This is a genomic window from Staphylococcus sp. McC-251-APC-3A2 (assembly GCF_009695665.1).
Lineage (GTDB): Bacteria > Bacillota > Bacilli > Staphylococcales > Staphylococcaceae > Staphylococcus > Staphylococcus cohnii.
In genome coordinates this window covers 29,360-43,322 of sequence record NZ_VUNO01000004.1, presented here as the reverse complement: position 1 = coordinate 43,322, position 13,963 = coordinate 29,360, and the positions used below count along the sequence as shown (strand labels likewise).

The 13,963-nt window shown below is 33.8% G+C and carries 10 protein-coding genes and 1 pseudogene; 7 read left to right on the top strand and 4 right to left on the bottom strand.

Going from position 1 to position 13,963, the window contains the following annotated elements; genetic code table 11:
* Positions 1-16: 16 nt before the first annotated feature.
* The 3 genes from mnmE to rpmH form a co-directional block, all read right to left on the bottom strand.
* Complete coding sequence (gene mnmE / locus FYJ81_RS09300; protein ID WP_181187421.1) at positions 17-1,396, bottom strand: tRNA uridine-5-carboxymethylaminomethyl(34) synthesis GTPase MnmE; 1,380 nt, start codon at positions 1,394-1,396, stop codon at positions 17-19.
* Positions 1,397-1,548: 152 nt separating this feature from the next.
* Positions 1,549-1,896: a ribonuclease P protein component gene (rnpA, locus tag FYJ81_RS09295; RefSeq protein WP_107386350.1), complete on the bottom strand. Its 348-nt coding sequence runs from the start codon at positions 1,894-1,896 to the stop codon at positions 1,549-1,551.
* A 140-nt stretch (positions 1,897-2,036) separates the two neighbouring features.
* Positions 2,037-2,174 (bottom strand): 50S ribosomal protein L34, encoded by a 138-nt coding sequence (gene rpmH, locus FYJ81_RS09290; RefSeq protein ID WP_000240855.1) that lies wholly within the window; start codon positions 2,172-2,174, stop codon positions 2,037-2,039.
* A 721-nt stretch (positions 2,175-2,895) separates the two neighbouring features.
* Here rpmH and dnaA point away from each other — a divergent pair.
* The 7 genes and pseudogenes from dnaA to FYJ81_RS09255 form a co-directional block, all read left to right on the top strand.
* The gene (gene dnaA, locus FYJ81_RS09285; protein ID WP_107386351.1) at positions 2,896-4,263 is read left to right on the top strand and encodes a chromosomal replication initiator protein DnaA; all 1,368 of its coding nucleotides are present in this window, start codon (positions 2,896-2,898) and stop codon (positions 4,261-4,263) included.
* A gap of 240 nt (positions 4,264-4,503) precedes the next feature.
* The gene (dnaN, locus tag FYJ81_RS09280) at positions 4,504-5,634 is read left to right on the top strand and encodes a DNA polymerase III subunit beta (protein ID WP_019467929.1); all 1,131 of its coding nucleotides are present in this window, start codon (positions 4,504-4,506) and stop codon (positions 5,632-5,634) included.
* Positions 5,635-6,310: 676 nt separating this feature from the next.
* A complete protein-coding gene (gene yaaA / locus FYJ81_RS09275) occupies positions 6,311-6,544 on the top strand; it encodes a S4 domain-containing protein YaaA (RefSeq protein ID WP_171027031.1) in 234 nt (77 codons plus the stop codon).
* Complete coding sequence (gene recF / locus FYJ81_RS09270) at positions 6,541-7,656, top strand: DNA replication/repair protein RecF (RefSeq protein ID WP_019467931.1); 1,116 nt, start codon at positions 6,541-6,543, stop codon at positions 7,654-7,656. The genes yaaA and recF overlap by 4 nt, the downstream gene beginning before the upstream one ends.
* A 12-nt stretch (positions 7,657-7,668) precedes the next feature.
* The gene (gene gyrB, locus FYJ81_RS09265) at positions 7,669-9,609 is read left to right on the top strand and encodes a DNA topoisomerase (ATP-hydrolyzing) subunit B (RefSeq protein WP_181187414.1); all 1,941 of its coding nucleotides are present in this window, start codon (positions 7,669-7,671) and stop codon (positions 9,607-9,609) included.
* Positions 9,610-9,644: 35 nt separating this feature from the next.
* Positions 9,645-12,332, top strand: coding sequence for a DNA gyrase subunit A (gene gyrA / locus FYJ81_RS09260; protein ID WP_107523305.1), 2,688 nt, complete (start codon positions 9,645-9,647; stop codon positions 12,330-12,332).
* Between the two features lie 228 nt (positions 12,333-12,560).
* Positions 12,561-12,695: pseudogene (locus FYJ81_RS09255) on the top strand (transposase); the annotation flags it as partial.
* Between the two features lie 188 nt (positions 12,696-12,883).
* On the opposite strand, the gene FYJ81_RS09250 reads toward FYJ81_RS09255, so the two are convergent.
* Positions 12,884-13,696: an NAD(P)H-hydrate dehydratase gene (locus FYJ81_RS09250; RefSeq protein WP_026034765.1), complete on the bottom strand. Its 813-nt coding sequence runs from the start codon at positions 13,694-13,696 to the stop codon at positions 12,884-12,886.
* Positions 13,697-13,963 lie beyond the last annotated feature (267 nt).

Here is a 13,963-nt window from a genome sequence, read left to right as displayed (position 1 = left end):
ACTTTTTTCCTCCCTTTTATTTTCCTAGACAGAATTGACTAAATAATTGATTTATCAATTCTTCACTTGCGGATTCTCCGATAATTTCACCTAAAATTTCCCAAGTTCTCGTTAAATCTATCTGAACCATATCCATTGGCACACCAGCTTCTGCAGCATCTATAGCATCTTGAATTGAGTTTCTCGCTTGTTTTAACAATGAAATATGTCTTGAATTCGATACATATGTCATATCCTGATTTTGGACATCTCCTGCAAAGAATAAATCTCTAATTTGTATCTCTAACTGATCAATACCTTCTTGTTTTAACATTGATGTTTGAATGATTGGCATATCTCCAACCATTTCTTTTACTTCTGAAATATCTAATTGTTTGTCTAAATCCATCTTGTTAATTATGACAATGGCATCTTCATTTTTAATAACTTCATATAATTTGCGATCTTCTTCTGTTAATGATTCGTTATAATTTAGCACAAACAAGATTAAATCCGCTTCACCTAAAGCTTTGCGTGAACGTTCTACACCAATACGTTCAACGATATCTTCCGTTTCACGTATCCCAGCAGTATCTACTAACCTTAAAGGTACACCGCGAACGTTTACGTACTCTTCTAAAGTATCTCTAGTCGTACCAGGCACCTCTGTAACAATCGCCTTATTGTCTTGGATCAGGTTATTTAACATGGATGACTTACCAACATTCGGCTTACCAACTATGACCGTTGCTAAACCTTCTCTCATTATTTTCCCTTGTGTGCCTGTATCTAATAACTTATTAATCTCTGTCTTAATTTGATTTGATTTTTCTAATAAAACTTCTGTTGTGGCATCTTCCACATCATCATATTCTGGATAATCTATATTAACTTCTACTTGTGCAAGAATTTCGAGAATGGATTGTCGCTGTCGCTTAATCATATCACTTAAACGACCTTCAATTTGATTCATTGCAACTTTAGATGCACGATCGGTTTTAGAACGAATAAAATCCATCACCGCTTCGGCTTGAGATAAATCAATACGCCCATTTAAAAACGCACGTTTTGTGTATTCACCTGGATCAGCCATTCTTGCACCGTGTGTCATCGTTAACTCTAACACTCTATTGATGGTTAAAATACCACCGTGACAATTAATTTCAACGATATCTTCTCTAGTAAATGTTTTCGGTGCACGTAAGACAGACACCATCACTTCTTCGACCACTTCATTTGTCTCAGGATCAACAATATGCCCATAATTTATTGTATGAGAAGGTACATGTTCTAATGGTTCTTTCCCTTTATATAATTTATCTGCAATATTTACCGCGTCAACACCTGACAAACGTACAATACCAATAGCACCTTCACCCATAGGTGTGGATATACTCGTTATCGTATCTAAATCCATCATCCATCTCGCCTCCTTTATTCTAAAATTTATCATTATAATATTGTAAATAGTTTTGGATCAAAAAGCTAACATCTTGTTCAAAATTTCTAATAAGTTAGTCTTAGGGTTGTGTGGCGTTAGACTGACGTCAGTCTAAATTATCCCCTACCCTACTTAATTCGTTTATTAAAAACCTTAGCTATTTTTAAAACATGTTCTAAACTTGCTTGGATTTGTAGTGTATCCATATCTTTAGCTGGCTGCCTGGCTATCACAATAATTTCCATTGGTAATATATTTTGTTTATGTACCTTGAAACTTTCACGAATAGCACGCTTAATTTTATTTCTAACAACAGCATTACCTAATTTTTTAGAAACACTAATACCTAGTCTGAAGTGTTCTAATTCTTTATTAGATTTCGTATAGACTACAAATTGACGATTTGCTACTGATTTTCCTTTTTTATATATAAATTGGAAATCACTGTTCTTTTTAATTCGGTATGCCTTCTCCACGAAACATCACTCGCTTATCTTTTCATTACATTTATTATTATATACCTAACATGTGTTGTATTTTTTAATAATAACAATAATTTTGCTACTTATTTTCGTTATTTTAAACCAAAAAAAAGACCACTGATGAGTCAGTGATCTTATGCTGATAATACCTTACGGCCTTTACGACGACGACGCGCTAAAACTTTACGACCGTTTTTTGTGCTCATGCGTTTTCTGAAACCATGAACTTTACTATGTTTACGTTTATTTGGTTGATAAGTACGTTTTACCATGCAAAAACACCTCCATCTGTATTCGGTTATCTAAATATTATAATAGATAAATTAATATAAGCTTTTTGCTTCAAGTCTTGATTTAATATTATTAATTTCTAGTCATAATTCAAGCAACTACTACAATATAACAAAATCTTTTTTATAAAGCAAGTATCAATTTCAAGCATATTTTCATCTCATTATAATATGAATGAGTACTAGATATTTTTAAACTGTATTGATAAATACGTCTATTAATATAGAAGATTCACCTTATCATATAAATATTTTTCATTTCAAATCTAGAGAATTTTTAATTATACAAATTCCATACACTTTTTATAAATTATTTCCCAAGCCCACAAATCGTTTAATTTTTGATATACTATTCATTCTTGTAAGTTATCCACTTATTCACAGATACGCATGCTTATTTTGTGGATAATATTTCATCTATGCACAGGGTTATTTACGATTTAACAACATATTCACAGCCATTTGACAGAGGTGTTTGTTAAAAAGTATAATTGTGTGGATAAGTTATGTAAATATTGATAGATAAGGGATTATATTATGGAGATATATCCTAAATGGTTGTGTATAACTTATAATCCACAATGAGTTATCCACTGATTGTGTGTAACTTGTGGATAATTATTAACAGCTTGTGATTATGTTTATTCACACATGTTATTTCTGTGTATAACTTTTAAAATATAGAAAGTTGGAGTTTGCTATTATGTCAGAACAAGAAATTTGGGAAAAAGTTTTAACCTTAGCTCAAGAAAAAGTCAGCTATCCTAGCTATCAAACTTTTTTGAAAGATACAAAACTTTATTCGTTACAAAATGATGAAGCTATTGTAGTCATTGATGATCCTTTTGTAGCTAATTGGTTAAAAACACATTATGTTGAAATCGTACAATCTGCATTATATGAAGCTATTGGTCACGAAATCATGCCAGTATTTTACTCTGAAGATGAATTAGAAAGTTTAAAATCTGAAAAAAAACAAGATGTTAAACAAAGTGCTAATGAAAAAGAAGTAGACCTTGATACTGTTGATGTAGCAAAAGTTGGTGATGAACAATTCAATATCAACAATACATTTGAAACATTCGTCATCGGTCCCGGAAACAGATTCCCACACGCTGCGAGTTTAGCTGTAGCCGAAGCACCGGCCCAAGCATATAATCCATTATTTATATATGGTGGTGTAGGATTAGGTAAAACCCATCTAATGCATGCTATTGGCCATTATGTCTTAGATAATAATCCAGATGCCAAAGTCATCTATACATCTAGTGAAAAATTTACTAATGAATTCATTAAATCTATCCGAGACAATAAAACAGAACGTTTTAGAGAAAAATATCGTAATATCGATGTGCTCTTAATAGATGATATACAATTCATTCAAAACAAAGAACAAACTCAAGAAGAATTCTTCCACACATTTAATGATTTACATCAAGCGAATAAGCAAATTGTTATTTCTAGTGATAGACCTCCTAAAGAAATTGCTAAATTAGAAGATCGACTACGTTCTCGCTTTGAGTGGGGATTGATAGTAGATATTACACCGCCAGACTACGAAACCAGAATGGCGATTTTGCAGAAAAAAATTGGTGAAGAAAATATAAATATTCCTACTGAAGCCTTAACGTATATCGCTAATCAAATACAATCAAATATACGTGAACTTGAAGGCGCACTTAATCGTGTATTGGCCTTTTCAAAGTTACAAGGACAACCTATCACAACTGAATTAACAGCAGCTGCACTGAAAGATATCATCCAAGCACCTAAATCTAAAAAAATTACTATACAAGATATCCAAAAAGTTGTTGGAGAATACTATAGTGTAAGAATAGAAGACTTTAGTGCCAAGAAACGTACAAAATCGATTGCTTATCCACGTCAAATTGCTATGTATTTATCACGTGAATTAACTGACTTTTCGCTGCCTAAAATCGGAGAAGAGTTTGGTGGACGTGATCATACTACTGTTATTCACGCACATGAAAAAATAGTAAAAGATATCAATAATGATCCGACATTTAAGCAAGAAGTTGAAAATCTTGAAAAAGAAATTAGAAACCAATAAAACAATCTGTACTATAACAGATTAATAAATCAATTTAGAGGTATAACAAAATAACTTATTTTTTAACTTTGTGGACAATGTGCAAAAGTAATACACACTGTGCACAAGTTATCCACAGTCGTCAAACAATGACATGATTGTATTAATTTGAGTTATCCCCTAATCCACAAGCCCTACTACTATTACTACGGGTTTAAAACCTATATAATTATTATATAAACGACTGGAAGGAGTTTAAAAATGGAATTTACAATTAGAAGAGATTATTTTATAAATCAATTAAATGACACATTAAAAGCAATCTCACCAAGAACTACATTACCTATACTAACGGGTATAAAAATTGAAGTTAAAAACAATGAAGTCATACTTACTGGTTCAGATTCAGAAATCTCAATAGAAATTACAATTCCTAAACAAGTAGATGGAGAAGACATTATTGAAATTACAGAAACTGGTTCAGTTGTACTCCCTGGTCGTTTCTTTGTAGATATTATTAAAAAACTACCAGGAAAAGAAGTTAAATTATCAACAAATGAACAATTCCAAACTTTAATAACTTCTGGACATTCAGAATTTAATTTAAGTGGTTTAGATCCAGATCAATATCCTTTATTACCACAAGTTTCTCGTGATGATGCCATTCAATTATCTGTAAAAGTGCTTAAAAACGTGATAGCACAAACGAATTTCGCAGTGTCCACCTCAGAAACACGCCCAGTACTCACTGGTGTTAACTGGCTTATACAAGATAATGAATTAATATGCACAGCGACTGACTCACACCGCTTGGCTGTGCGAAAAGTAGCTTTAGAAGATGAATCTGAAAATAAAAATGTCATTATTCCAGGTAAAGCTTTAGCAGAATTAAATAAAATTATGTCTGATAGTGAAGAAGATATCGATATTTTCTTTGCATCAAACCAAGTATTATTTAAAGTCGGAAATGTAAACTTTATTTCACGTCTCTTAGAAGGTCACTATCCAGATACTTCACGTTTATTCCCAGAAAACTATGAAATTAAAATAGGCATAGATAACGGAGAATTCTATCATGCTATTGATCGTGCGTCTCTATTAGCACGTGAAGGTGGAAACAATGTTATTAAATTAAGTACAGGTAATGAATTAGTCGAACTATCTTCTACATCACCAGAAATTGGTACTGTGAAAGAAGAAGTAAAAGCGGATAACGTTGATGGTGGCAATTTAAAAATTTCATTTAACTCTAAATATATGATGGATGCACTTAAAGCAATCGATAACGATGAAGTTGAAGTTGAATTCTTTGGTACGATGAAACCATTTATTTTAAAACCAAAAGATGATGATTCAGTTACACAATTAATTTTACCAATTAGAACATATTAAGCTTTTGTTCAAGAGATAGAGCCTGAGACAGATTTATGTCTCGGGTTTTTTATATTGTAGATATTTAAAACATAGTAAGCATAACTTAGAGGTGTGGACAGAATCTTGATTTAAAACCCATTTTCAATTCAGTCATCTACTGCCAATATGAAATGCGTTTGAGGCGAATCTATTATGTCTCAACCTCTGTCACATATAAACCATTGCTTCACTCTTTTTTATTTCGAAGTAATTTCATAAAATAAAACGTGTATATTGATAGAGATATATTAATCATAAACATTTAACGCTACTTACATGCTATTTAGAGCTTAAATATAAGCAATTTAAACTTTTTTAGACTTATGATACCTAAAACTAATAATTAAGCTGAGAAAGTCATTAAAATTCAAAATCATAACATTGTCGTTGAACGCATATTAAAATTTTTTATGAAATATTGCGTAATTAAGAACATTAATAATTAATTTTTAAGTAGAATCTTTTTTTAAGAAGATAGAATATTAGGAAGAAAAGTTTGTTATAATATATGAGTGTTACCTTGTTAAAAGTACTTTTGTAAATAAATTTCAATAATAGTAAAAATTATACATAAGAAAACGCTTTCTATCTGCATTTTGCATGAAATTTTTCTCGAAAAAAGGTATAATATATAGATGAGTTTAAAAGGAATGGAGTGATTGATTTGGTTGAAGAAGTAATTGTTGATGGAGACATTACTTTAGGGCAATTTCTAAAGACAGAAGGTATTATTGAATCTGGTGGTCAAGCGAAATGGTTCCTGCAAGATTTTGAAGTAATGATCAATGGTGAGCGCGAAATGCGTCGTGGTAAAAAATTAAACCATCAAGATAACATCGTTATACCAGAAGTCGGTTCATTTTTGATTATACATCAAGGTGAAGAATGAAACTAAAGACACTCCAGCTAGACAATTATCGTAACTATGAGTCAATTACTCTAAATTGTCACCCTGAAGTCAATATATTGATTGGCGAGAATGCGCAAGGGAAGACTAATTTATTGGAATCTATTTATACACTAGCATTAGCCAAAAGTCACAGAACATCAAATGATAAAGAACTCATACGTTTTGATCGAGACTATGCTAAAATAGAGGGTGAACTCAGTTATAGATATGGAGAAATGCCTTTAACGATGTTTATAACTAAAAAGGGTAAGCAGGTTAAAATCAATCACTTAGAACAAAGTAGACTGACACAATATATCGGTCACTTAAACGTTGTCTTGTTTGCACCTGAAGATTTGAATATTGTCAAAGGCGCACCTCAAATAAGACGTAGATTTATAGATATGGAACTTGGACAAATTTCAGCTGTATATTTAAATGATTTGTCTCAATATCAAAGAATTTTAAAACAAAAGAATAATTATTTGAAGCAATTGCAATATGGTCAAAAGACTGACAGCACTATGCTTGATGTCTTAAACCAACAATTTGCAACATATGCACTCAAAGTTACATTAAGACGTGAACATTTTATTAAAGAACTTGAATCATTAGCCAAACCTATTCATTCTGGTATTACAGACGAGAATGAAACACTATCATTAAGGTACCTTCCTAGTATCAAATTAGATGCGGAAGAAAAAAGTGAGACGGAACGCTTAGAGGAAGTCTTAACTTTACTAGATGATAATAAAGATCGTGAAAAAGATAGAGGTGTCTGTTTGTTTGGCCCTCACAGAGATGATTTAGGTTTCAACGTAAATGGTATGGATGCTCAAACTTACGGTTCGCAAGGACAGCAAAGAACGACGGCTTTATCAATCAAACTTGCAGAAATCGAACTGATGAATATTGAGGTAGGTGAGTATCCCATCCTATTACTAGATGATGTGTTAAGTGAATTAGATGATTCACGTCAGTCTCATTTATTGAGCACAATTCAACATAAAGTGCAGACATTTGTGACGACAACATCAGTTGATGGCATTGATCATGAAATTATGAAAAACGCTAAACTTTATCGCATTAATAATGGCGAAATTATAAAGTAACGGAAAGTGAAGGTGGAAGCATTGTCAGATGTGAACAACACGGAAGATTATGGTGCTGGTCAGATTCAGGTATTAGAAGGTCTAGAAGCGGTTCGTAAGAGACCAGGTATGTATATAGGCTCAACTTCAGAAAGAGGACTACATCACTTAGTTTGGGAAATTGTTGATAACAGTATTGACGAAGCACTTGCAGGTTATGCTGACCAAATCGACGTTATTATTGAAGAAGATAATTGGATAAAAGTAACAGACAATGGTCGTGGTATTCCTGTTGGTATACAAGAAAAAATGGGACGACCTGCCGTTGAGGTTATTCTAACTGTACTACACGCTGGTGGTAAATTCGGCGGTGGCGGTTATAAAGTTTCCGGCGGTCTACATGGTGTAGGTTCTTCTGTTGTAAATGCTTTATCAGAAGATTTGGAAGTGTATGTATACAAGGATGAAAATATATATCATCAAGCATATAAAAAAGGCATACCTCAGTTTGATTTAAAAATCATTGGTGAAACTGATGAAAGTACTGGTTCTACAGGTACTGCGATTCGTTTTAAAGCTGATCCTGAGATATTCACTGAAACAACAACATATAATTATGAAGTCTTGCAACAACGTATCAGAGAACTGGCGTTTTTAAATAAAGGTATCTCAATTACATTAAGAGATGAAAGAGAAGAAGAGGTTCGTGAAGATACTTATCACTATGAAGGTGGTATAAAATCTTACGTTGAAATGTTAAATGAAAATAAAGAACCTATTCATGAAGAACCGATTTATGTACATCAATCAAAAGATGATATTGAAGTTGAAATAGCGCTTCAATACAATAAAGGCTATGCTACAAATCTTTTAACATACGCGAATAATATTCACACTTATGAAGGTGGTACTCATGAAGAAGGCTTTAAACGAGCGCTCTCTCGTGTGTTAAATAGCTACGGTCTTAACAGTAAAATCATGAAAGAAGATAAAGAAAGACTTTCAGGTGAAGATACACGTGAAGGCTTAACGGCTGTTGTTTCAATCAAACATGGTGATCCACAATTCGAAGGACAAACTAAAACTAAATTAGGTAACTCCGAAGTACGTCAAGTTGTTGATCGTATATTCTCCGAGTTGTTTGAACGCTTTTTATACGAAAATCCACAAGTAGGTCGAACAATCGTAGAAAAAGGGATTATGGCATCACAAGCACGTCTTGCAGCTAAAAAAGCGCGTGAAGTGACACGTCGTAAGTCTGCGCTAGAAATTTCAAGTTTACCAGGGAAACTTGCAGATTGTTCTAGTAAAGACCCTTCTCGAAGTGAAATTTTCATCGTCGAAGGTGACTCTGCCGGAGGGTCTACAAAATCTGGTCGTGACTCAGAAACGCAAGCCATTTTACCATTACGTGGTAAGATATTGAACGTTGAAAAAGCACGTTTAGATAGAATTTTAAATAATAATGAAATACGTTCTATGATTACTGCTTTTGGTACTGGTATTGGTGGAGAGTTTGATTTAAGTAAGGCACGCTATCACAAGATTATCCTTATGACAGATGCCGATGTTGATGGTGCACATATTAGAACTTTACTATTAACATTCTTTTATCGCTTTATGAGACCGTTAATTGAAGCTGGATATGTTTATATTGCACAACCACCATTATTCAAATTGACACAAGGTAAACAGAAATACTATGTGTTTAACGAACGTGAATTAGAAAAACTTAAAGCTCAATTGGATCCAAGTCCAAAATGGTCTATTGCACGTTACAAAGGTCTTGGTGAAATGAATGCTGATCAATTATGGGAAACAACTATGAATCCAGAGAACAGAGCTATGTTACAAGTATCATTAGATGATGCGATTGAAGCTGACCAAGTTTTTGAAATGTTAATGGGCGATGTTGTTGAGAACCGTAGACAGTTTATTGAAGATAATGCAGTTTATGCAAACTTAGATTTCTAAGACAATGAACTGAATTTTTGAAGGAGGATATCTTGATGGCTGAATTACCTGAATCAAGAATAAATGAACGAAATATAACGAATGAGATGCGTGAATCGTTCCTAGATTATGCGATGAGCGTTATCGTTTCACGTGCGCTACCAGATGTTAGAGATGGTTTAAAACCAGTACATCGACGTATACTTTACGGCTTACACGAACAAGGTATGACACCTGATAAATCATATAAGAAATCTGCGCGTATTGTTGGGGACGTTATGGGTAAATATCACCCTCACGGAGACTCCTCAATTTACGAAGCTATGGTTAGAATGGCCCAGGACTTCAGCTATCGATATCCTTTAATTGATGGCCAAGGTAACTTTGGTTCTATGGATGGTGATGGCGCAGCGGCGATGCGTTATACAGAAGCGCGTATGTCTAAAATCACACTCGAAATGTTGAGAGATATTAACAAAGATACGATTGATTTTGTTGATAACTATGACGGTAACGAAAGAGAGCCGGCAGTCTTACCTTCAAGATTTCCAAATTTACTTGTAAATGGTGCATCAGGTATCGCAGTAGGTATGGCTACTAATATACCTCCACATAACTTGACTGAAGTAATCAATGGCGTATTAAGTTTAAGCTATAATCCAGATATTACGATTGCAGAATTAATGGAAGATGTTCAAGGGCCAGACTTCCCTACAGCAGGTATTATTCTTGGTAAAAGTGGTATACGCCGTGCATTTGAAACTGGACGTGGTTCAGTTCAAATGAGAGCAAGAGCTGAAATTGAAGAACGTGGTGGCGGTCGTCAACGTATCGTTGTAACAGAGGTTCCATATCAAGTAAATAAGGCCCGCATGATTGAAAAAATTGCTGAATTAGCACGTGATAAAAAAATCGATGGCATTACAGATTTACGTGACGAAACAAGTTTACGTACTGGTGTGCGTGTTGTAGTTGACATACGTAAAGATGCCAATGCCAGCGTTGTATTAAATAACTTGTATAAACAGACACCATTACAAACGTCATTTGGTGTTAACATGATTGCTTTAGTTGATGGCAGACCGAGATTGATTAACCTTAAAGAAGCATTGGTTGAATATCTTGAACATCAAAAGATAGTTGTAAGAAGAAGAACAGAATACAACTTGAAGAAGGCACAAGACCGTGCACATATTTTAGAAGGCTTAAGAATTGCTTTAGATCACATTGATGAAATTATTCGTGTGATCCGTGAATCTGATACAGATAAAGTTGCAATGGTAAGCTTGCAAGAACAATTTAAACTTACTGAACGACAAGCGCAAGCCATCCTTGATATGCGATTAAGACGTTTAACAGGTTTAGAAAGAGATAAAATTGAATCTGAATATAATGAATTAATTGCATATATAGAAGAATTAAAAGCGATTCTTGCAGACGAAGAAAAACTATTACAACTTGTTCGTGATGAATTAATTGATGTTCGTGAACGCTATGGTGACGAACGTAAAACAGAAATTCAAATGGGTGGTCTCGACAATATTGAAGACGAAGACCTAATCCCAGAAGAACAAATCGTCATCACATTAAGTCACAATAACTATATTAAACGTCTACCCGTTTCAACATATAGAGCTCAACATCGCGGTGGTCGTGGTGTACAAGGTATGCAAACATTAGAAGAAGATTTTGTAAGTCAACTTGTTACATTGAGTACACACGATCATGTCTTATTCTTCACGAATAAAGGTAGAGTGTATAAACTTAAAGGTTATGAAGTGCCAGAACTCTCCCGTCAGTCTAAAGGTATCCCAGTAGTCAATGCGATTGAACTGGATAATGATGAAACGATTAGTACAATGATTGCCGTCAAAGATTTAGAAAGTGAAGAAGACTACTTAGTATTTGCAACGTTAAATGGTATCGTTAAACGTTCAGCATTACGTAATTTCTCACACATTAATAAAAACGGTAAGATTGCGATTGGTTTCAAAGAAGATGATGAATTGATTGCAGTGAGATTAACAGATGGTGAAGATGATGTATTAATCGGTACTGCTCATGGTTCTTTAATCCGCTTTAACGAAACTGCATTACGTCCTTTAGGTCGTACAGCTGCTGGTGTTAAAGGTATTACATTAAGAGAAGGCGACAGCGTCATTGGATTAGATGTTACTAAAGCAGAAACAGATGATGAAATTCTAGTCGTGACTGAAAATGGCTACGGTAAACGTACACCAGTTAGTGAATATCGTTTATCTAACCGTGGCGGTAAAGGTATTAAGACTGCTACGATTACAGAACGTAACGGTCAAGTTGTATGTATCACATCCGTCGAAGGTAAAGAAGACTTGATGATTGTTACAAATGCTGGTGTAATTATCCGTATCGGCGTTGAAGATATTTCACAAAATGGACGTGCAGCCCAAGGTGTAAGATTGATTAAATTAAACGACGATCAATTTGTTTCTACAGTTGCTAAAGTAGATGAAGAAGAAAAAGAAGCTGAAGAAATTGAACTTCAAGAAACAGAAAATGAACAAATTGAAGGCTCTTCAAGTGACGGTCAACAATCAGAATCTGTAGTAACTGATGATTTATCAGAAGGTATCGTTCATACCGAAGTTGAAGAAGATACAGATGAAGATGGTCGTCAAGAAGTGAGAAAAGACTTTATGGATCGTATCAATGAAGACATCGATAATAGTGATAATGAAGACACTGAAAGCGAAGATGACGAATAATCTCAATTTCTATAAGTAAACCAACAGCTACATTCAAAATTGAAAAATTTAAATATACAAATGAATCTGGGACATAAATCCCTATTCTCAAATTAAGAGGGCCAATCCTTAATATGGATTGGTCCTCTTTATATTTAAAATCTTACGATTTTGATCGTGCATGCTTGCCTGGGTATATGGCTCGAGCCTGTAGTCTCTCGCTCATATCATTTCCCCGAGCGTCAGCACTCTAGTCATAAAATAGAAAAACTACTTAATGATGATATCCGAATGATGTGGCTATCACAAAATCAAAAGCCTTCTTCTAAAACAATTAATCGTTTTAGAGTAAATCCTAAAGTAGATGCCCTATTAACATCTTTAACTTTTTGTATTAATGGCACTTAATATAAGAAAAGTAGTAGCTCAAAGAACTAAATATAACCAAAACAATAATAAAAAAGGCAATTTCTATATTATTTCAATAGAAATTGCCTTTTTACTTGTCCAAGAACTTTATGTTCCAGACTCATTTTATTTTGGTTTAATATATTTATATCGCAGGTGCTTATTTAGCTCTCCAATGCTTTCATAGCATATGGAATTTCGCTAATTAAATGAGAAGGTGGTACGACATACATTTTCTTTGATAACTCTTCCCCGATATAACTGTGTGTATAAGTAGCACTCGTAACCGCTTCTTTCGTGTCGTTGAATTGACCTACAAAACTTGTAATCATACCGGCAAGTGTATCACCCATACCGCCTGTAGCCATCGCAGGTGTACCAATTGGTAGTTTGTAATCTCCATCTTTGAAATAGATTTCAGTGCCGTGCATTTTTAATACAATCGTTGCTCCAATTCTATCAGCAGCTTCGCGATTACGTTCATAGGTTTGTTCTTCTATTGCGATACCACTTAAACGTTCCCACTCTTTTTGATGTGGTGTGAAAATAACATTGCAAGTTGGAATATCTGGCTTTAATTTACTAAATATAGTAATAGCATCTCCATCCACTATAAGTGTTTGGTGCGGTTGAATGTTTTGTAATAAGAACGTGATAGCATTATTTCCTTTGAAATCACAGCCTAACCCAGGACCAATTAAGATACAATCTGTATTTTCAATCATTTTAGTGAGCATTTTAGTATCATTGATATCAATCACCATTGCTTCAGGACAGCGTGAATGTAGCGCAGCATGGTTTGTTGGATGTGTAGCTACCGTAATTAAACCACTGCCACTATAGACACAAGCGCGTGCAGCAAGCATGATTGCCCCACCTAGATTCGCATTACCCCCAATTAAAAGAATTTTGCCATAATCACCTTTATGCGTTTCATCTTTACGTTTTGGAATGCTTACTGATGAAATTGTTTCCAACATTGAAACCCCCTTTAATCATATTAGTTATTTCAACTTTTAATTTGTATATTTGATTATTATTTTGTTGATTCGTAAGTTTGTACTTTTTGATAAGAATTGTGTATTTATAAGCTTTACGAAAGGTTTTCTCTGTAGCTTTTTTATTAATCTGCTTTTTAAATACAATAGAAAATATTATACCTGCTTTGCATTTTAGTCAATAGGTAAAAGCATTAAGAATTTGTTTATTTTTAGAAATAATAAATTTGGCTTCTTTATCTTATT

Bases quoted from the DNA above. Each gene is read 5' to 3' on its own strand.
- mnmE (WP_181187421.1), bottom strand. From the start codon at position 1,396: ATGGATTTAGATACGATAACGAGTATATCCACACCTATGGGTGAAGGT.
- rpmH (WP_000240855.1), bottom strand. From the start codon at position 2,174: ATGGTAAAACGTACTTATCAACCAAATAAACGTAAACATAGTAAAGTT.
- dnaA (WP_107386351.1), top strand. From the start codon at position 2,896: ATGTCAGAACAAGAAATTTGGGAAAAAGTTTTAACCTTAGCTCAAGAA.
- dnaN (WP_019467929.1), top strand. From the start codon at position 4,504: ATGGAATTTACAATTAGAAGAGATTATTTTATAAATCAATTAAATGAC.
- recF (WP_019467931.1), top strand. From the start codon at position 6,541: ATGAAACTAAAGACACTCCAGCTAGACAATTATCGTAACTATGAGTCA.
- gyrA (WP_107523305.1), top strand. From the start codon at position 9,645: ATGGCTGAATTACCTGAATCAAGAATAAATGAACGAAATATAACGAAT.